Genomic DNA, 19,359 nt, shown 5'->3' with positions numbered 1-19,359 from the left:
AAATGGGAGGATAAGATGCCCGGCCCGGTTCCGCTTCCGACGTCCGCCACCAGGATAGGCGAGAAGCTTTTCATCAGCGCGCAGCCGTCCCTCGACGATTTCCCGCTCTTCGCCGCGGCAGGCTTTCGACGGGTGATCAGTAACCGGCCGGCCGCGGAGCAGGAGGGGCAACCCACCCCGGTCTCGGAACGGAAAGCGGCGGAGGCCGCAGGTTTGTCCTATCGTTTCATACCCGTCACGGGTTCGACGATCACCGAGGCCGATGTGCGCGCTTTCCAGGAAGCCGTTTCTGCGTCTGATGGCCCCGTAATTGCGCATTGCAAAAGCGGCATTCGCTCCGCAAGCCTGCATGTTATCGGTGAGGTCCTCGACGGGCGTTTGGCTCAGGAAGATGTCACGGTACGCGGTCATGAATGGGGTCTGGATCTCTCTGGCGCCGCCAGATGGCTCGCCCAGCATGCCGTGCAAACGCCGCAGGTTAAGGGCTTCTTCGATCCGCGGACATTCAGCGTGCAATATGTCGTGTCGGACCCGGCCACGCGGCATTGCGCGATCATCGATGCGGTGCTCGACTACGATGAGAAATCCGGCGCCACCGCTACGACCAATGCCGATTTGATCCTCGCCTATGTGGCCGAGCAAGGCCTGACCGTCGCCTGGATTTTAGACACCCATCCCCATGCCGACCATTTTTCCGCCGCCCAATATCTGCATGGGAAAACCGGGGCGCCGACCGCAATCGGGGCGCATGTCCCTGATGTCCAGCGGCTGTGGCAATCCATCTACAACTGGCCCGAATTGCAAACCGATGGTTCGCAATGGCACCATCTTTTTGAAGACGGCGAGGCCTTCAAACTCGGTTCGATCGATGGGCGCGTCCTGTTCTCACCGGGCCATACGCTGGCATCGATCACCTTTGTCATCGGCGATGCGGCCTTCGTTCACGACACGCTGTTCATGCCTGATTCTGGCACCGCCCGCGCCGACTTCCCGGGCGGCAGTGCCGAAGCACTCTGGGCCTCCATTCAGGCGATTTTGGCTCTTCCCGACGAAACACGGATTTTCACCGGCCATGACTATCAGCCGGAGGGTCGCGCCCCGCGCTGGGAGAGCAATGTCGCGGAGCAAAAGCTCCGAAACACGCATATCGCGGGCTTGAGCAAGGCAGAATTCATTGTCCGGCGGGAAGCGCGCGACAAAACCCTGCCCATGCCCAAACTGATCCTGCATGCGCTTCAGGTGAACATCGCCGGCGGGCGCTTGCCGAAGCCTGAGGATAACGGCCGCCGCTATCTCAAGATCCCCATCGATGCGCTCGGCGACACCATATGGTGACGCCGAGCGGCCATGCTCACGCCGCGAGAAAACGGCGAATATGCGCGGCGATCTCGCTGTGATGCGTTTCCAGGGCGAAGTGGCCGGCATCGAGCAAATGGACCTCCGCCTCCGGCAGGTCGCGTTTGAAAGCCTCAGCGCCGGCCGGTAGGAAGAACACGTCATTCTTGCCCCAGACGGCGAGCAGACGCGGACGATAGGTCCGAAAATACGCCTGGAAGGCTGGATAGAGCGCCAGATTCGTCCGGTAGCTCAGGATCAGGTCGAGCTGAATCTCTGCTGCCTCCGGCCTGTGCATGTAGAATTGGTCAAGCTTATAGGCATCTGGCGCAACGCGCCCCGCAGGCGCGCCATGCTCATGCTGGAAACGGAGTGCCTCATCGGTGAGGGCAGCGCGGCAGGCCTCACGATTGGCCTCGGTCGGGTCGCGCCAGTATTGCTGCCAGGGCTCCCATTCGCTGCTCAACCCCTCGATATAGGCGTTGCCGTTCTGCGTGATGATGGCGGTGATGCGTTCGGGATGGGCCCGCGCCAGACGCAGGCCGGTCGGCGCGCCATAGTCGAAGATATAAATCGCGAAGCGCGTAAGCCCGATGGCATCGACGAACTGGCCCAAGACCTCGGCGAGATTGTCGAAACTATACTCAAATTCGCCAAGCGGCGGCGCCTTGGTCAGCCCGAAGCCGGGAAGATCCGGCGCGATGACGCGGTAATCCCCGGCGAGTTCCGGGATCAGGTCGCGAAACATATGGCTCGACGTCGGAAACCCATGAAGGAGCAGGATGACCGGCGCATCGGCCGGCCCGGCCTCACGGTAAAAGACCTCCACAGGGCCAACCTGCTCGGTGCGATAGTGGATCTCGGTCATTGTCGTCTCCGTTTGAGAAATCGGCTCGGGCTAACTAGCCTGCTTGCGATAACGGCAACCTAAACGCTTGCCGAAAACGGCAGAATGCGCATTGTTTGGCGTGCTTGATTTCAGAAAGTGAAATTATGGACCGGTTGGACGCGATGGAGATGGCCTTGGCCGCCATCGATGAAGGGTCGCTTGCCGCGGGTGCGCGACGGCTCGGCCGTTCGGCCGCAGCCGCGACGCGGGCGATTGCGCTATTGGAGGTGGAGACCGGAGAGACTTTGTTGCTGCGGTCCACGCGGGGCTTGCGTCTGACCGATACGGGGGAGCTTCACGCTGCCGTCTGGCGTGACGTGCTCGCGCGTCTGGCTGAGCTCCGCGCGGAGCAGGCCACCAACGTCATCAGCGGAACCCTGGTGCTGACTGCGCCGGAACTGTTTGGGCGGCTGAAAGTGGCGCCGGTCATCGAGACCTTCCTCGACCTGCACCCAAAGGTGCAGGCGCGGGCGCTGCTACTGAACCGCGTGGTGGATATGCTGGGCGAAGGTGTGGATGTCGCGATCCGCTTCGCGCATCTACAGGAGAGCAGCCTCGTCGCCGTGAAGCTGGGTGAGGTCAGACAGCTCATCTGTGCTTCGCCTGACTATCTGTCGCGTCACGACCAGTTACAGGACCCCGCCGATTTATCAGCCCAGGCTTGTATCGGGATGAGTACCGATGGGAATCGGGAGCTTTGGACGCTCAGGCGCGCGGCGGGTGACACGCGCGTCAGGTCCGTCCAGGTACAGACCCGCCTCTCGATCACCAGTGTCGCGGCGGGGCTTGACGCCGCCTTGCGAGGGAGGGGCCTTGTGCGTTGCATGTCCTACCAGGTGGCCGAGGAACTGGCGACCGGTCGGCTGCAGCGTGTCCTGACGCGGTTCGAGCCCGAGGCGATCCCGGTGAATATCGTCTTCCGGGCGAATCCCCGGCGTTGGAGTGCTGCGCGCGGCTTTATCGATCATGCCGTGCCGATCTTGCGGCGCGAGCTGGCGCAGGTCGCGGCGGTGGTCGATTGGTTGCCGTCCCCCGGGACATAAGCAGCGCCGATCCAAGATCCGCCGGTCTGTGCAATCTGGATGTTGCTACGGCAACGCGGACCGCGCTATCAGCTTCTTGTCACGGCAATCTCCGCGAGTTTGCGGGACAGTTCCTCGACAAGGTTAAGCAGGCGGGAAATTTCATCCTCTCGCATTTTGTCAATCTTCTCGTGTAGCAGCTCAATCTCCAGCTCGGCCTTGATGTTCACGTCATAGTCGATTTTGGCATCCCGCCGATCAATGGCCGCCTGCCGGTTCTGGCTCATCATAATGAACGGGGCCGCATAGGCCGCCTGAAAAGACAAGGCTAGGTTCAAGAGAATGAACGGGTAAGGGTCCCAATGCTGGAACCAAGCGGTGACGTTGAGGACAATCCAAACCGCGAGCGTTGCGCTCTGGATGATGATAAATTTCCAGGAGCCCATTGTCGCCGCAACCTTGTCGGCCACGCGCTCGCCTAATCTATAGCCGTCGGCGGGGTCGTGCGGCGGCCGGTGGCGCATATGCCGCAGGCGTGCGAGCAGAAGTCGTTCCTCGTCCCGGAGGTGGTGCCTTACTATCTCGCCCATCGCATTTCCCTATCGGCAGACGCCAATTCGCCCAAACGCCAAGGGTTGGTCCCTGGTGGGCAATAGCGAGAGCAGTAGGGAAATCCGGATTGGCTATCAATGTCCAGGATAACGGGCTGGGCAGGGGTTTGTTAATCGCGTCACGGCAATATTCGTCGCCGCAGAGACAGGATGGTGCGGCGGCGTCGCGCTGCTCCATCGGTCTCCGGGCCGTCAGGCTGTCAGGCGGCCTTGAGTTTGCCGGGAGCGGTCCATTCCGCGCCTTTCATGAAGGCGTCGTTCGGTGTTCTGGCCAGGTGATTGGCGTAGTTGGAGATGAGCTTCGTCGCCGCCAGGACGAGAAGATCCAGAACAGCGCGATTGTCGAAGCCAGCCGCCTTGAAGGCGCTGACATCGGCCTCGTTCATGACACCCCGCTGCCGGGTCAGTTTCGCGGCGAAGCTGCGCAGCGCCTGAAGACGGGCATCAGCGATCGGCTGGTCGTCGCGGATGGCGGTAATGGTGGCATCATCGACCTTCGCCATGCGGGAGAGGTTGGTATGTCCCGCCATGCAATAGCTGCACTCATTCTCGTAGATGATCGCGAGATAGGCGACGTTCCGCTCCTGCGCCGTGAGGCCGGTCTTCTCGGCGATGGTCCAGAGCGCGGCATAGGCTTCCAGCGCGGCCGGGCTTTCCGCGAGGACGCGATGCAGGTTGGGCACGAAACCCCAGGCCGCCTGAACACCGTCCAGGATTTTGGCCGACTCAGCCGAAGCCGAATGGGAGTCGAGAAGCGTAAATCGGTTGATCATGTTAGTTTTCCATTTTGGTTGTAAAGGCAACCGACGGGAACGTCGGAGCACAAGGAGGTGCGAGGGAATTCGGTCAGGCGAGCCTTCAGAACGCGGCTTTGCCGATGCGCGCGCCGTCGATGTGCAGTGTCTGGCCGGTCATGAATCCGGCATCGTCCCAGAGCAGGAAGGCGACAGCGGCCGCGATGTCGTCAGGCGGCGATGATCGCCGCATGGCGGAGCGCCGGCAGCATAGTCGCGGGCTCGGGGCGGCGGGTGTAATCGGGGTTCACTTCTGCATAGAGGATGACGCCGTCCTGACCGATGACGAAGCGGCCCGGCATCGGCAGCGTCCAACTCGGGTCGCCGTTGAAGGACGGCAGATCGTTCTTCAGGCTGCTATAGAGTTCGACAAGATAATCGGGCAGCGCGAAGCGCAGGCCGAAGGCGGCGGCGACATCGTTATGCGTGTCGGAGAGGATCGGGAAATCGAGATTGTTCTGGCGCACCGATTTGCGGCTGTTCACCGAGGTCTGCGGCGAAATCGCGACCAGACTTGCGCCGAGCGATTCGAATTCCGGCAGCGTTTCCTGAAGCGCCTGCAATTCCATATTGCAATAGGGGCACCAGACGCCGCGATAGAAGCTGACCACCAGCGGGCCATGAGCGAGCAAATCGTGCGAGGAGACGGGCTTGCCGTCCGGGTCGTTCAACGTGAAGTCGGGCGCCTTGTCACCGGCCTGCAGCGCGCGGCCGGCGGCGCCGGAGGCGATCAGTTCCGCCGTTGCGCGGTGCATGGTCTCGATCACGGAATAGGGCACGTTATAGGGCGGCTTGCCGGCTTCGAAATCGGCCTTGAAGGCGTTGAGCTTGTCTTGAAGGGTCATCGTCTGTTTCCTTGAATGCGATCTTGCTGAAGAGAAGGATGCGGTAAGCTCAGTCCTGTGGGATGAGCGCGTTGACGCGGGCGATGGCGCGTTCAACGGCCGGGCGCGCGGCGACATCCTCGTACCAGCGCGCGACATGCGGCGTTTCGTCGAAGGTCACGCCGGCGAATTCCCGGCGCCATAGCCAACCGAAATGCGCGATATCGGCGATGGTATAGTCATCCCCGGCAATGAAGCGCCTTTCGGCAAGGAAGCCGTCCAATACGCCGAGCGTCCGCTTTGCTTCGGTCGAGAAGCGCTGAATGGCGAGGGGCTGCGGCTCGGACGCCTGGCGCTGGAAGAAGCCGGACTGGCCGAAAGCGGGCCCAAGGCCGGAAGCATGGAAGAACAATTGCTCGAAGACCCTTGCTCGCTCTTCTCCGGCGGCCGGCAGCAGCTTGCCGGTTTTCTCGGCCAGGTAGATCAGGATGGCAGCGGATTCGGTCAGGACCAGCGGAGCGCCGTGGCGCTCGCTATCCACCAGAACCGGCACCTTGGCATTCGGATTCAGTTTGATGAAGCTGGGCACTTTCTGCTCGCCTTTGCGGACATTGACGCCATGGATCGTATAGGCGAGGCCCAGCTCCTCCAGCGCGATCGGCACTTTGATGCTGTTGGGGGTCGCGAAGGCATAAATATCGAGCATGGTCACGGTCCTTGTCTGTCCCGGTAGCGGGTGTGGGGAAAGACATGCCTCCCCGGTGCTCGACATGGCAGGCAGATCAAAGCAATAATGGCCATTCCACAGGGGAATGGCATGGACCGGTATCAGGCGATGGCGACCTTTGTGCGGGTGGTGGAGACGGGGTCTTTCTCAGCCGCCGCCCGGCAATTGAGCGTGGGCCAGCCAGCTGTCTCCAAGACGATCGCCCAGCTGGAAAATATCCTGCAGGTGAGCCTGCTGCTGCGCTCCACGCATGGGTTGAGCCCGACCGAGGCTGGGCTGCGCTATTACGAACGGGCGCGCGTGGCTATTCGTGAAGCGGATGAGGCGGAGCTTGCCGCGCGGGGTGCGGGTTCAGGCCTTACCGGCCGGTTGCGCGTCTCAGCCGCGACCACCTTTGCGCGCCTGCATATCGTGCCGCATCTGCCGCGCTTTCTGGCGGAGCATCCGGAACTCGATATCGACGTCATCCTGGACGACCGCATGATAGACCTTGTCGCCGAGGGCGTTGACCTGTCTCTGCGCATGGGGGCCTTGGCCGATTCCGCCGCTGTCGCGCGAAAGCTCGCGACCGGCGGGCGCTCCGTGCTGGCGACGCCGGCCTATCTGGAACGCGCCGGGGAGCCGCAGAGCCCGGCCGATCTCGCCGAGCATCAGGCCGTGGTCTTCAGCCAGCAGCCGGATGTCTGGTCCTTCACGCGGGACGGCGCGCAGGTCTCGGTCGCTGTGCATGGACGTGTCCGGCTGAGTGCGGCCGAGGGCGTGCGTGCGGCAGTGCTGGCGCATATGGGCATCACCATCGCGTCCGACTGGATGTTCACGGAGGAGCTTGCAACCGGCGCCGTGCGGAAGGTGCTTGGCGATTGGCATCTGCCGATGATCGACCTTTGGGCGGTTTTCCCGACCGGGCGGATGGCAAGCGCCAAGGGTCGCCTATTCGCGAGTTTCGTTGAGACAGTGATGGCGGAGGGGCGGGGAGGGCATTCCGGATATTGAACGCGCATAACGCGTGCGGCGCAAAAGTGCTGCACAGGCATCCATTGTTCTGGAGGTTGCTTGTTAGAGAAGCAGCTTTCCGGGATTCAGAATGCCCTTGGGATCGAGCATCTGCTTGGTGGCATACATCATCTGCATCGCCACCTTGTCTTTAACTTGGGGCAGAAGGCTAAGCTTCGACTGGCCGATGCCGTGTTCTGCGGAAATGGAACCGTGATAGCGCGCGACGATGTCATGCACGATCGCGTTGACGTCCTCCCAATGGGCAAGGAACGCGTCCTTGTCGCCGCCGGCAGGCTGGCTGATGTTGAAATGGATATTGCCGTCCCCGACATGACCGAAGGGCAGCACCCGTGCGTCCGGCAGGAAGGCCTCTACCGCCGCAGTTGCCTCCGCAATAAAAGCCGCGACATCGGCGACCGGGATGGAGACATCATGTTTGATGGAGCCACCTTCGCGGCCCTGAACCTCAGACATGCTTTCGCGCGGGCGCCACAATGCCTTCGCTTGTTCCATCGAGGACGCGAGGGCTGCGTCTTCGATCAAACCTTGCTCCATCCCGTCGCCGAGCAGCTCTTCCAGGACGGTATTAAGCCCGCTCTCGGCGCCCGAGGTGAGTTCCAACAGGACATACCAGGGATAGGCCGTGGCAAGCGGGTCACGCGAGCCCAGATCATGCTTGACAGCGAGTTCCATTCCTAAGCGAGGGATCAACTCGAAGGCGACCAATGCGGCGCGACTATCTGCCTGCGCGATTTGGAGAAGTGCCAGCGCCGCAGCCGGGTCTCGCACAGCGGCGAAGGCGGTCGCAGTCGAGCGCGGTCTGGGATAAAGTTTCAGCACGGCGGCGGTGACGATACCCAACGTGCCTTCCGACCCCACGAACAGGCCGCGAAAATCGTAGCCGGTATTATCCTTGCGGAGATGCCGCATGTCGCGCCACAGGCTTCCGTCAGCGAGCACGACTTCCAGCCCGAGCACCAGATCGCGCATATTGCCATAGGCGATGGTACTGGTGCCGCCAGCATTGGTGCCGATATTGCCGCCGATGGTGCAACTGCCTTCCGACGCTAGAGAGAGCGCAAAAAGCCGGTCCGCCGCTTCGGCTGTTTCGCGAACGCGTTGCAGCGTGACGCCGGCCTCAACGTCGATTGTATTGCTGATGGGATCGATCGCGCGAATGGCGTTGAGACGGGTCAGTGACAGCACGACCTGCAAGCCGGACCCGTCCGGAATTTGGCCGCCGACCAGGCCGGTATTGCCACCTTGTGGAACGATGGCGGTACGCGTGTCATGCGCGAGTTGCAGAATCTGTTGAACTTCGGCGGTCGACTTTGGCCGCAGAACGATTGCGGTCTTGCCGTGATAACGGTCGCGTGGCTCCTCCAGAAACGCGTGCTGGTCGGCTTGGTCGCGCAGCGCATGGCGCGCACCGACGATGGCAGAGAACCGATCCAGAAGATCGGCATTCAACCCGATCATGACGCGGCGCCCGCGATACCGTCTAGCGCCATGGCGCGTCTGTCATGACGGGAAAGGCGGGTGAGGAGATAATCGACCTCCGCCCTGCCGGTCGCGCTGAGGCTTGATGCCGGCTTGCGCTGCGCATCAAAAGCAATAATGCCGCGCTTCGCCATGACGTATTTGCGTACGGCCAATCCGACGCCCTGCTGCTGCTCATAGCGTATGAGCGGCAGATGGGCATCGAACAGATCATGCGCATCGTCACGACGTCCCGCGCGGGACAGGTTGACGACGTCGATCAGCATCTCGGGGAAGGCATATCCCGTCATTGCGCCATCGGCCCCGCGCTCCATCTCGAAATCCAGGAAAAGGGCGCCATTCCCGGTCAGGATGGAGAGCGGGCGCAAGCTGCCCTCGCGCTGATAGCGGCGCAGGGCGGAGATTTTCTCCAGCCCCGGCCAATCCTCATGCTTGAGCATGACGCAGGACGCATGCTCCTGAACGATGGCGCGAATGGTGGAAGCTGTCATCTGCACAGACAGCGTCAACGGATAATCCTGCAGCACCCAGGGAATATCGGGTCCGACCGCCTCAACCGCCTGACGGAAATAAGTCAGGATCTGTTCATCCGTTCGCAGGCTTGGCAAAGGCGCGATCATGACGCCGGCGGCCCCTGCATCCATCGCGTGGCGCGCGAGTGTCCGCATCGCGGCGAAGCCCGGCGCGGATACGCCGACAATGATGTCCAATCCCTGCGCGCGCCGGATGACCTGCTTGGCGACATCGATCGCCTCCTGCGCATCCAGTTTCGGGGCTTCGCCCATGATGCCCAGCACCGTGATACCGGTACAGCCGATTTTGCCGTAGAAATCGCACATGCTGTCGATCGACCGCTGATCGACCCGCCCGTCACCATCGAAAGGTGTCGGCGCAATTGCAATGGTTCCCGTGGTGGTTTCGTTCAAGGTCATGACATGCGTCCCCTTCAGCAGGGTTTGTGCGGTTGAACCCGCGCCATCGGTTTATTTTTAGACCGCGCTTTATAAATTGGATACAAGCGGTGGCGTTTGGCGTCAATTTCTGTTTTGTCTTTCCAGACAAGCAAGATCGCAAGCGGCCAAGCAATGGCCCGCCAAAGCCGATAGCATTCTCATTGTCTGAGCAAGGGGGACGGCATGAACATAGCGATCCTGGGTTGTGGCGAGGTCGGATTGCTCTATGCCCGAGCGTTTTCAGCCGCGGGGCATAGGATCCTGTGTTGCGATCCGAATCCGCGGCCGGCGGCGACCGCGTTCTGCGCGGAATTCGGCTTGCCGCTGTTCGAGAGTGTCGGGCCCTGGCTGCAAGAGGCCGAGGCCGTGATGTCCTGCGTCTTCGGTTCGCTGTCCTTGTCATTGGCCGAAGCGGCCTTGCCGCATATGCGGACGTCCGCTCTTTTTGCGGATATGACGACCTGCGACCCTGATGATATCCGCCTGGCAGCCCGTGCTGCCGCCGAGCGCGGCCCGGATTACGCGGATATCGCGATTATGGGGGCGATTGCCCTGTCGGGGCTTAAAACCAGCCTGCTGGCGGCGGGAACGGGTAGCGCCATGGCCGCCACGATCTTCGCCTCCATCGACGCGCCGATAAAGGTCATTGACGGCGTGGCAGGGGACGCGGCCGCGATCAAAATTCTCCGGAGCATCTTCACCAAGGGTGTGGAGGCGCTGGCGGTCGAATGCCTTCTCGCGGCCCAGGAAAATGGCGTCATGGACAGGCTCTTCGACGCCCTCGGTGATATCGACGCCAACCCGTTGCGCGAGACGCTCGAAGCTTTCGTTCGTACCCATGCTGTCCATGCGCCCCGGCGGTTGAAGGAGGTTGAGGAGGCGGAACGTCAACTCCATAAAGTCGGGCTGCCCAGCGACGTGCTGCCCGGTGTACGCGCCCGTTTTCAGCGAACCTGCGACGCGATGACGAGAGGCCCGATCGGCATCCCCAATCCGACGGCCAATGAAGCCTTGGCCTGGCTCAGGGCTGACATCGCGCGCGATGCTAGCCAGGACCTTTGAAAATACGATCGCAGGCATTGCTGAGATGGTTCCGCATGGCGGCTTTGGCGGCCTCCTGCTCGCCGGCTTCGATGGCATTGAAGATCAGGACATGCTCGGTCTGGACACCTTGAATATGCGCCGCCGATCGTGACATGGACAGCGTGCGCGCGAGATCGATGGTGAATTCGATCTGATCGCGCATCGCCAGCATGGCGGAGACGAACCATTCGTTTCCGGACGCGCGGGTCACCGCCATGTGAAACTGGTAATCTATGTCGCTGCCGACTTTATTGGCTTCAATCATGCTGCCGATACCAAGCAGGCTTTCACGCAGGATGGAGAGATCCTCCGCGGATCTGTTGGCAGCCGCGTGGCATGCGGCCTCTCCTTCGATGGCGATACGAAATGCGTAACACTTGGCGATCTGATCAAGGCTGCTGATCGGCCCGAAGCCGATCCGAGAGGCAAGGTCGATCTTTTCCGACAGTTTTTTAACGACATAGCTGCCGGAACCGCGGCGTGAAATGATCCGGCCATCGTCGCGCAGGCGAGACAGCGTTTCGCGCACGACCGGGCGCGAAACGCCAAATTTCAAGGCGATGTCGTTTTCCGCCGGCAGCCGGCTGCCATCGGTTAATTCGCCGCGATCGATCAAATCGATCAGCGCGTCATAAAGCTCGTCGCCGAGGCGCCGCGAAGGCCGAAAAGCTGCCACGTCCTTATCCCAATCCCCAGAGCGCAAGCCTTTGCCCTTGCCCGTTACGATCGCTCACGTTGTAAGGCAAATTACCCTGTGAAGCCGATCCTCTGTTATCGCAGCCAATATTTGCTTGACTTAGTTACAACTTATGAACAAGTCTGTCACGTCATATGCCGGATAACACGGCAGTGAGGGGAGATCCAAGATGGAGATCGTGCAAAAAGCACGTCCCAGAGAGGTCGGTGCCTGTCTTTTGGCTATGACCGGCATTTCCAAGAGATTTGGAGGAACGCAGGCGCTGAAGGAAGCGTCTTTGTCGGTTTGCCGTGGTGAAATCGTAGCCCTTCTCGGTGAAAACGGCGCTGGCAAATCAACGTTCATCAAAATTATGGCGGGCGTCGTGGCGCTCGATACCGGCAGCATTACTTACAATGGCGAGGACTTCACACATTCACCCCGGCAGATGCCGATTGCCTTTATTCATCAGGATCTTGGCCTGATCGAATGGATGACGGTTTCCGAGAATATCTGTCTGTCGCTCGGCTATCCGAAACGCATGGGCCTGCTCAACTGGTCCGACGCCCGCAAGCGTGCCGCCAAGGCATTGGACCAACTGGGCGTGGATATCGATCCTGACGAGCGAGTGCAGAATCTCAATCGTACGGAGAAATCTCTTGTCGCCATCAGCCGGGCGCTTGTCGCGGAGGCTGAGGTGCTTGTGCTTGATGAGCCGACCGCAAGCCTGCCGGCAGACGAAGTCGGGCGATTGTTCAAAGTCTTGCGGCGCTTGCGGGACCGTGGGGTAGGCATGGTCTATGTCTCGCACCGTCTGGATGAGGTCTTCGACATTGCCGACCGCATGGTGGTGCTGCGCGACGGCCAGCCGGCAGGGGATCGGGCGGTCGCCGACGTAACGCCGCATGATGCGATTCTGATGATCGTCGGTCGTGAACCGTCCCAGATCTACAAACGGCCTGTGGAGAAGCTGGGTCAACCACGCCTGTCGCTCAGATCCGTCTGTGTCAATGACGTGGGTCCCATCGATGCCGATTTCCATGCCGGTGAAGTGATCGGCCTGGTCGGGCTGAGAGGCGCGGGCCAGGAGGCTATCGGCCGTAGTCTGTTCGGCCTGATGCCGATGACGGCAGGCCAGGCGATGCTGGACGACAAGCCTGTGGCAGCCGGCAGCCCGCGTGAGGCCATGGCGGCCGGTATCGTTTTGGTCTGGGGCGATCGTACTGCCGGATCGACCGTTCCGACATTGTCGGTGCGCGAGAATTTCTTCCTCAATCCGCCGGCCGCAGGGCACGGATTGTTCAAATATATCTCGCCGTTCCGCGAGACCACGGCCGCAATCAAGCTTGGATCGACGGTCCATTTGCGTCCTAATGCGCCCACCATGCCGATCGAAGCATTATCCGGGGGAAATCAGCAGAAGGTCGTCGTCGGGCGTTGGCTGCATCTACGCGGCAAGGTCTATATTTTTGAAGATCCGACGGCCGGCGTGGATGTCGGTGCCAAGGCCGAGATCTATCGGCTGTTCAACGAAGTCGTTGAGAAAGGCGCCTGCATCATTGTGGTGTCGACTGATTTCGAGGAGGTCGCCAATGTCTGTCATCGTGCGCTTGTGTTCGATCGCGGGCAGGTTGTGGCCGAGCTTCACGGCGATCAACTCTCGGTCGGATCGCTTCTAGCCGCCGCCTCGGCAAGGGTCGGCAGTGTCGATACGCTCTCCTCCATCCACGGGTGAGATTATGCAATCTCTCGAATCCAATGCGCTTGAGCCGACGCGATCCGAACTGAAGGGTCTGTCGAAGGCCGAGGTGATAAGACGCCTTTTGCCGGTCTATGGTCTGCCGATCCTGACTGTTTTTCTCATCATATTGTTTTCCGTGCTGTTGCCAGACACATTCCCGACCATGCTCAATGTTCGCTCAATCCTGAGCGACAAGGCGATCATTGCCATGCTGTCGCTGGCTGCGATGTTGCCGATGATGGCCGGGCGCATTGACCTGACCGTCGGCTACGGCATCGTGCTTTGGCATATTCTGGCCATCAGCCTGCAGACGCAGTTCGGCTGGAGCTGGGAAGTTGCCGTTATCGTGGTTCTTCTGGCCGGTGCGGTTTGTGGTTTGATCAATGGTCTATTGGTTGAGATTGCACAGATCGACAGTTTTATCGCGACTTTGGGCACGGGCACGATCCTTTATGCTCTCGCCCTTTGGTATACGGGCGGCCAGCAGGTCATAGGTCCTTTGTCCCGTGGTTTCCTGGATATCAATGGAACCTGGGTCATCGGGCTACCCATCACGGCCTTCTATGTCCTGCTTCTTGCCGTTCTGCTTTGGGTCGTGACGGAACGGCTGCCGCTCGGCCGGTTCATATATGCGATCGGCGCCAATCCGCGCTCTGCGGCTCTCAACGGCATTCCTGTCCGTCGCTATGTCATCGGCGTCTTCGTCGCATCCAGCACGCTGACCGCCTTTGCGGGGGTTGTGCTCGCGAGCAAATTGAGAATCGGTCAGGCGAGCGTCGGGCTGGAATATCTTCTGCCTGCGCTGGTCGGCGCTTTTCTAGGGTCGACCACGATCAAGCCAGGACGTGTCAATGTATGGGGCACGCTGGTCGGCGTGCTTATCCTGGCCGTTGGCATCTCGGGCATTCAGCAATTCGGGGGCGCCTTCTTTGTAGAGCCTCTGTTCAATGGCGCAACGCTTGTCGTTGCCATCGGAATCGCCGGATACGCGCAGCGTCGCCGGTCGGTGACCCGCCGGAGGTGAAGTCCGGCAAGTGAGACGCAAAGGCCGCATGCATTCAAAAGACGGCCTGCAAACAAAAGATGGAGGATGAGATGTTCTGGCCTCGTCGAAATATGACAAGCCTTCTTCTGTCATCTGCTGTGTTCATGACAATGGGCGTATCCTTGGCCCTGGCCGACGATGCCTATATGGCCTCGGCCAAGGATTATATCGCGAAGGTCACGGCGCCCGCACCGCCCTGGACGGGACCGACCACGGGTCCCGCTGCCGTCGGCCATAAGCTCATCGTTTATATCTCGACAGACGGGCGCAATGGTGGCGTCAAAGGCGTCAGCGACGGCGCCGAGGAAGCCGCCAAGGTAATTGGCTGGACCTATCGGACGCTGGACGGGCAGGGATCGGTGTCCGGGCGTGCCACGGCCTTGAGCCAGGCCATCGCACTGAAGCCGGACGGCATCATTTTGGGCTCCGTCGATGCAGCAGAGCAGGCACCGCTGATCCAGCAGGCGGTGCAGAGCGGCATCAAGATTGTGGCCTGGCATTCCGGTCCCAAACCCGGAAAAATTCATAACTCGCCAGTCTTCACCAATATAACGACGAATCCGCTCGATGTCGCTAAGGCGGCTGCTCTTCTGGCCGTGGTTGATTCCGGTGGCAAGGCCAATGTCGTGCTGTTTACGGACAGCATCTACTCGATCGCGACGGCCAAGACCAATGCGGAGGCCGCCGTTCTGAAAGGTTGCCAGGGTTGCTCGATCCTCGCCATTGAAGACACGCCGCTGGGCGATGTCTCGAACCGCATGCCACAGCTGACGACCTCACTTCTATCGAAATATGGTGTGAAATGGACCTATTCGATCGGCGTCAATGATCTTTACTACGACTTCATATCACCGTCTCTCCAATCCGCCGGTATCGACGGTGACGGCTACCCGCGCAATATTTCGGCGGGCGATGGCTCCAAATCAGCCTTCGAGCGCATCCGCGACAAGCAATACCAGATTGGGACAGTCGCTGACCCGCTTCGTCTTCAGGGTTGGCAGGCGATCGATGAGTTGAACCGCGCCTTTGCGGGTCAGCCGCCGAGTGGATTCGTCAATCCGGTCCATCTTTTCACGTCCTCGAATATCGATAGCGATGGTGGCAAGAACGGGATCTTCGACCCGGATAATGGCTATCGCGATGCCTATAAGAAGATTTGGGGGAAGTAACGCTGGTCCGCTCCTGTCCAGATAATTGAAGAATCATTTGGATGGGAGCATGGCGGCGGACCCTTGCCTCATCACCGACATCGTTAGGAACAATTATGACAAATCTCCCGACGCCGAGCCATGCACGCAATATGCGGATTATCGGCCATAGCGACCAAGGTGGGCGCGAGGACGGCGTGCAGATCATGGTACATCGCGGGCATGCCTATATCGGGCATATCTTCTCCAAAGGATTCTCCGTCCTTGATGTGTCGGATCCCAAGAACATCAAGCCGGTCAACTATATTCCCGCGCCCTTCAATACCTGGAGCCTGCATCTGCAGACCCATGACGACTTGCTGCTCGTCGTGCATGCCAAGGACATGTTCGCGCAGCCGGAATTGGAGGATGAGAAGAACTACTACAAGGGCAAGGCCGACTTCCATGCGAAGGACGCGGTGCATGAGCAAAACTGGTCGGCGGGTCTGGTCGTCTACGATATTGCCAGCCCGGCCAATCCGCGCCAGATCGGCTTCATGCCTGTCAAAGGCGGCGGTTTGCATCGCTGCTGGTATACAGGCGGGCGTTGGGCCTATGCCTCGGCGCTGATTGACGGTTTCAGCGACTATATCCTGATCACGATCGATATGAGCGACCCGACGAAACCGGTCGAGGCTGGCCGCTTCTGGCTGCCGGGCATGAATGTCGCGGCCGGCGAGACCGCCAATTGGCCGGCAGAGTTCGGCCGCTATGGGTTGCATCATCCGATCGTCAGTGGCGATATCGCCTATTGCAGCTGGCGCGATGCTTGCCTTGTCGTCGTCGACGTGGCCGACAGGACGAACCCGAAGCTTATCACCCACAAGACCTGGGCGCCCCCGCTTGGCGGCGGGACCCATAACGCTTTGCCGCTGCCTAATCGGGAACTTCTGGTTGTGGTTGACGAAACAGTTCTCGATAATCGCGAGGATGGTGAGAAGCCGATTTGGATATTCGACAATCGCGTGAAATCTAATCCGATCAGCATCTCGACCTTGCCGGAGCCCGATGACAGGGATTATCTGGCCGTGGGCGGCCATTTCGGGCCGCATAATGTCCACGAAAACCGTCCGGGTAGTTTCGTCAGTGAGGATCTGATCTTCGCGACCTATCAGAACGCCGGTGTACGTGTCTATGACATCCGGAACAAATTCCAGCCGAAGGAAGTGGGCGCGCTGGTGCCACCGCCGCCGGCTCGGATGGTTGATCCCCGACCCAATCGCGTCAAAGTCCTGCATTCGGCGGATGTTTTTGTGGATGAAAACCGCTTGATCTATTCGACAGACTTCAACGCAGGCCTTTATATTATGGAATATACCGGCTGATCGGAGGAGGACCAGGATGCTGATCGATCACAGAACCTATACGACCCGCCCGGGCAGGTTGCAGCAGCAATTGAAACTCTATGCCGAGCATGGGTTTCCGGTGCAGCGGCGCCTGGCCGGGGATCCGCTCGCGTTTCTTGTCACCGAAAGCGGTCCGCTCAACTCCTATGTTCATCTATGGATGTATCGGGATGCGGGCCATCGTGCGGAGGTTCGGGCCGCCCTACAGGCGGACCCGGAATGGGCTGCCTATATGGCGCGGAGTGCTGAGGCGGGTAATCTGGTGGCACAGGAAAACCGCCTGATGGTGCCGGCGACGTTTTTTCCGCTGCCTTCGACCAAGTGATGGATCGCGTATGACGGACAAGGGAGAGACGCGCATGACCCTACCGAATGCCGACCAACGCAGCGGCGGTCAGCTCGTCGTCGATTGCCTGGAAGCGCAAGGCGTGGACCACATCTTCTGCGTTCCGGGCGAAAGCTTCCTGGCCGTGCTCGATGCCCTGCACGGATCAAAGATCGCGGTCACCGTCTGCCGTCAGGAAGGGGGGGCCACGATGATGGCCGATGCCGTCGGGCGGCTGACGGGCCGCCCTGGCATTGCGATGGTGACGCGGGGGCCGGGGGCGACGAATGCGTCGCCCGCCATCCATATTGCCGAGCATGATTCCGTGCCGCTGATCCTGTTCGTGGGCCAGGTGGCGCGCGGCATGCGCGGGCGCGGTGCCTTTCAGGAGATGGATTTCAAAGCCGTCTTCGGCAGCATGGCAAAATGGGTGGTGGAGATTGACGATGCCGCCCGTATTCCTGAGATCATATCGCGGGCCTTCCATATCGCGATGCAGGGACGCCCCGGCCCGGTGGTGATTGCGCTGCCTGAGGACATGCTGCGGGATAAAGCAGAGGGCCTTGACCTGCGCCGGATCGAGCCGGTTGAGATAGCGCCCAGTGTCGAGCAGTTAGCTGGACTGCAGTCGCTTCTGGCCGAGGCCGAGAATCCTGTCCTGCTTTTGGGCGGGGCTGGTTGGGCGGAGGACAGTATCGAACGGTTGCGCGGGTTTATCGAGCGGTTCGATCTGCCGGTCTTTACGACCTTCCGGCGGGCGACGCTGCTCAGCGGCGATCATCCGAATTACGGCGGCGAACTGGGCCTGAGCCCCAACCCGAAGCTAAGGGCAAGGATTGCGGCATCCGATCTTGTGCTGATGTTTGGCACGCGCTTGGCCGAGATTCCGTCGCAAGGCTATACGCTGTTCGAAATTCCGCAGCCCCGGCAAAGGATGGTTCATATCCATGCCGATGCGGCTGAACTGGGCCGCGTCTATCATCCGACGCTGGCCATTCAGGCGACGGCAGGCGGGCTTGCGCAGGGGTTGGATGCCTTGTCACCGGCTCGCGATATCCCTTGGCGGGACGCGACCCGGCAGGCGCGGGCTGATTTCCTGGCTTGGACGGAGGTGGCGCCAAAACTGCCCGGCGATCTTCAATATGGGGAGATCATGGTCTGGCTGCGGGACCGTCTGCCGGCCGATGCGATCGTCACCAATGGCGCCGGCAACTACACGATCTGGGTCCAGCGGTTTCTCCGCTTTCGGTCTTTCGGTTCACAGCTCGCGCCCGTGTCGGGCTCGATGGGATATGGTTTGCCGGCCGCTGTCGGCGCCAAGCGTGCGCAGCCGGATCGGCTTGTCGTCTCCTTTGCCGGGGACGGATGTTTTCTGATGAATGGCCAGGAATTTGCGACGGCCGTGCAATACGACCTGCCCATTATCGTCATCATCGTCGACAATGGCATGTACGGCACAATCCGTATGCATCAGGAGCGGCATTATCCCGGCCGCGTTTCTGCCACGCATCTGAAAAATCCGGATTTTGCGGCCTATGCGCGGGCTTTCGGTGGGTATGGTGAGCGCGTCGAGAGGACGGATGACTTTCAGCCAGCCTTCGAGCGCGCGATCGAATCAGGACTTCCGTCCATCATCCACCTAATCCTTGATCCTGAGGCGCTGACGCCTGGCGCGAGCTTGTCCAAGATCCGGGGGACCGCGTCGCGTCTCTAGATGTGCCCGACAGTCAAACCCGATCTGGGTTCGGGCAGGCCGCGAGGTAAAGTTGACGGTAGGCGGCAACGAGTTGATCGATCGTGAATGCGCGATTTCGCCCGCTCGGGTTGGGAAGCACCCAGGCCGGGCTGCCGCCGAAATCGGCCGGCTGGGGGCCCCATGCGATCTCGCGCTGGCCGGTTAGGGCAGAATAGGCTGCCTTGCCGAGAAATGCGATGAAACCTGGCGAATAGCGGCGGATTTTTTGCTCAAAATGGGCGGCTGAAGCCATAAAATCCTGCACAGACAGCTGATCGGCCCGAGCGGTTGGCCGCTCAACAACTGTCGTCAGACCAAATCCATAGTCCAGGATCGTGCGATCCTGCGCGGGGAGGATTTCGTCGGGCGTGAAGCCGGCGAGATGGAGGACATGCCAGAAGCGGTTGCCTCTGCCTGCGAAATGCTGCCCGGTGGCAGCCGCAGCCATTCCGGGATTGATACCGCAGAACAGGACTGAAAGATGAGCAGCCAGAATGTCCGGAAGTGCGCTACCCATGGCCAACCTCACGAATTCAGACTGCGTAGGATAGATGCTACTCTGATCTGATA

The 19,359-nt window shown here is 60.6% G+C and carries 20 protein-coding genes; 10 read left to right on the top strand and 10 right to left on the bottom strand.

What is annotated here, in order from left to right; genetic code table 11:
- Positions 1–15: 15 nt before the first annotated feature.
- Positions 16–1,335, top strand: a complete 1,320-nt coding sequence (gene blh, locus ACELLULO517_RS01450) for a bifunctional sulfur transferase/dioxygenase Blh (protein WP_264481288.1) — start codon at positions 16–18, stop codon at positions 1,333–1,335.
- Between the two features lie 16 nt (positions 1,336–1,351).
- On the opposite strand, the gene ACELLULO517_RS01445 is transcribed toward blh, so the two are convergent.
- A complete protein-coding gene (locus tag ACELLULO517_RS01445) occupies positions 1,352–2,203 on the bottom strand; it encodes an alpha/beta fold hydrolase (protein ID WP_227305101.1) in 852 nt (283 codons plus the stop codon).
- A gap of 125 nt (positions 2,204–2,328) precedes the next feature.
- On the opposite strand from ACELLULO517_RS01445, the gene ACELLULO517_RS01440 reads away from it, so the two are divergent.
- On the top strand, positions 2,329–3,267 hold the full coding sequence (locus ACELLULO517_RS01440) for a LysR family transcriptional regulator (RefSeq protein ID WP_227305099.1): 939 nt from the start codon (positions 2,329–2,331) through the stop codon (positions 3,265–3,267).
- A 68-nt stretch (positions 3,268–3,335) separates the two neighbouring features.
- Here the strand turns inward: ACELLULO517_RS01440 and ACELLULO517_RS01435 are convergent, their stop codons facing one another.
- The 5 genes from ACELLULO517_RS01435 to ACELLULO517_RS01415 all read right to left on the bottom strand — a co-directional run bounded on the left by ACELLULO517_RS01435 (position 3,336) and on the right by ACELLULO517_RS01415 (position 6,181).
- Entirely contained in the window at positions 3,336–3,716 is a 381-nt protein-coding gene (locus tag ACELLULO517_RS01435) for a DUF1003 domain-containing protein (protein ID WP_227305096.1), read from the bottom strand.
- Between the two features lie 341 nt (positions 3,717–4,057).
- Entirely contained in the window at positions 4,058–4,630 is a 573-nt protein-coding gene (locus tag ACELLULO517_RS01430) for a carboxymuconolactone decarboxylase family protein (RefSeq protein ID WP_227305093.1), read from the bottom strand.
- Between the two features lie 85 nt (positions 4,631–4,715).
- Positions 4,716–4,844: an SDR family oxidoreductase gene (locus ACELLULO517_RS01425; RefSeq protein ID WP_227305089.1), complete on the bottom strand. Its 129-nt coding sequence runs from the start codon at positions 4,842–4,844 to the stop codon at positions 4,716–4,718.
- Complete coding sequence (locus ACELLULO517_RS01420) at positions 4,822–5,496, bottom strand: peroxiredoxin-like family protein (RefSeq protein WP_227305086.1); 675 nt, start codon at positions 5,494–5,496, stop codon at positions 4,822–4,824. Before ACELLULO517_RS01420 ends, ACELLULO517_RS01425 begins: the two co-directional genes overlap by 23 nt.
- A 49-nt stretch (positions 5,497–5,545) precedes the next feature.
- Positions 5,546–6,181: a glutathione S-transferase family protein gene (locus ACELLULO517_RS01415; RefSeq protein WP_227305083.1), complete on the bottom strand. Its 636-nt coding sequence runs from the start codon at positions 6,179–6,181 to the stop codon at positions 5,546–5,548.
- Positions 6,182–6,292: 111 nt separating this feature from the next.
- On the opposite strand from ACELLULO517_RS01415, the gene ACELLULO517_RS01410 reads away from it, so the two are divergent.
- Positions 6,293–7,195, top strand: coding sequence for a LysR family transcriptional regulator (locus ACELLULO517_RS01410; RefSeq protein ID WP_227305080.1), 903 nt, complete (start codon positions 6,293–6,295; stop codon positions 7,193–7,195).
- A 63-nt stretch (positions 7,196–7,258) separates the two neighbouring features.
- On the opposite strand, the gene ACELLULO517_RS01405 is transcribed toward ACELLULO517_RS01410, so the two are convergent.
- Both ACELLULO517_RS01405 and ACELLULO517_RS01400 read right to left on the bottom strand, forming a co-directional pair.
- A complete protein-coding gene (locus ACELLULO517_RS01405; protein ID WP_227305077.1) occupies positions 7,259–8,677 on the bottom strand; it encodes an FAD-binding oxidoreductase in 1,419 nt (472 codons plus the stop codon).
- Positions 8,674–9,630: a dihydrodipicolinate synthase family protein gene (locus ACELLULO517_RS01400; RefSeq protein WP_227305075.1), complete on the bottom strand. Its 957-nt coding sequence runs from the start codon at positions 9,628–9,630 to the stop codon at positions 8,674–8,676. Before ACELLULO517_RS01400 ends, ACELLULO517_RS01405 begins: the two co-directional genes overlap by 4 nt.
- A gap of 204 nt (positions 9,631–9,834) precedes the next feature.
- On the opposite strand from ACELLULO517_RS01400, the gene ACELLULO517_RS01395 reads away from it, so the two are divergent.
- Positions 9,835–10,713, top strand: a complete 879-nt coding sequence (locus ACELLULO517_RS01395; protein ID WP_227305073.1) for a DUF1932 domain-containing protein — start codon at positions 9,835–9,837, stop codon at positions 10,711–10,713.
- On the opposite strand, the gene ACELLULO517_RS01390 is transcribed toward ACELLULO517_RS01395, so the two are convergent.
- Positions 10,697–11,410 carry a FadR/GntR family transcriptional regulator gene (locus tag ACELLULO517_RS01390; protein ID WP_227305070.1) on the bottom strand — a complete coding sequence of 238 codons (714 nt, stop codon included), beginning with the start codon at positions 11,408–11,410 and terminating at the stop codon, positions 10,697–10,699. The genes ACELLULO517_RS01395 and ACELLULO517_RS01390 overlap by 17 nt on opposite strands.
- A 190-nt stretch (positions 11,411–11,600) precedes the next feature.
- Between ACELLULO517_RS01390 and ACELLULO517_RS01385 the strand changes: the two genes are divergently transcribed.
- From ACELLULO517_RS01385 to ACELLULO517_RS01360, 6 genes are all read left to right on the top strand, one after another.
- The gene (locus ACELLULO517_RS01385) at positions 11,601–13,145 is read left to right on the top strand and encodes a sugar ABC transporter ATP-binding protein (RefSeq protein ID WP_227305068.1); all 1,545 of its coding nucleotides are present in this window, start codon (positions 11,601–11,603) and stop codon (positions 13,143–13,145) included.
- A 4-nt stretch (positions 13,146–13,149) separates the two neighbouring features.
- Positions 13,150–14,175, top strand: a complete 1,026-nt coding sequence (locus ACELLULO517_RS01380; RefSeq protein WP_227305064.1) for an ABC transporter permease — start codon at positions 13,150–13,152, stop codon at positions 14,173–14,175.
- 143 nt (positions 14,176–14,318) lie between these two features.
- Entirely contained in the window at positions 14,319–15,365 is a 1,047-nt protein-coding gene (locus ACELLULO517_RS01375; RefSeq protein ID WP_227305063.1) for a substrate-binding domain-containing protein, read from the top strand.
- Positions 15,366–15,460: 95 nt separating this feature from the next.
- The gene (locus ACELLULO517_RS01370; protein WP_227305060.1) at positions 15,461–16,708 is read left to right on the top strand and encodes an LVIVD repeat-containing protein; all 1,248 of its coding nucleotides are present in this window, start codon (positions 15,461–15,463) and stop codon (positions 16,706–16,708) included.
- Positions 16,709–16,724: 16 nt separating this feature from the next.
- Positions 16,725–17,054 carry an NIPSNAP family protein gene (locus ACELLULO517_RS01365; RefSeq protein WP_227305057.1) on the top strand — a complete coding sequence of 110 codons (330 nt, stop codon included), beginning with the start codon at positions 16,725–16,727 and terminating at the stop codon, positions 17,052–17,054.
- Between the two features lie 34 nt (positions 17,055–17,088).
- Positions 17,089–18,768: a thiamine pyrophosphate-binding protein gene (locus ACELLULO517_RS01360; protein ID WP_227305054.1), complete on the top strand. Its 1,680-nt coding sequence runs from the start codon at positions 17,089–17,091 to the stop codon at positions 18,766–18,768.
- Positions 18,769–18,781: 13 nt separating this feature from the next.
- Here the strand turns inward: ACELLULO517_RS01360 and mug are convergent, their stop codons facing one another.
- Complete coding sequence (mug, locus tag ACELLULO517_RS01355) at positions 18,782–19,306, bottom strand: G/U mismatch-specific DNA glycosylase (RefSeq protein ID WP_227305052.1); 525 nt, start codon at positions 19,304–19,306, stop codon at positions 18,782–18,784.
- Positions 19,307–19,359: the final 53 nt, after the last annotated feature.

It is taken from the genome of Acidisoma cellulosilyticum (assembly GCF_020621385.1).
Taxonomy (GTDB): domain Bacteria; phylum Pseudomonadota; class Alphaproteobacteria; order Acetobacterales; family Acetobacteraceae; genus Acidisoma; species Acidisoma cellulosilyticum.
The sequence above is the reverse complement of the archived record's forward strand: the minus strand, read 5'-3'. Positions and strand labels throughout refer to the sequence as shown.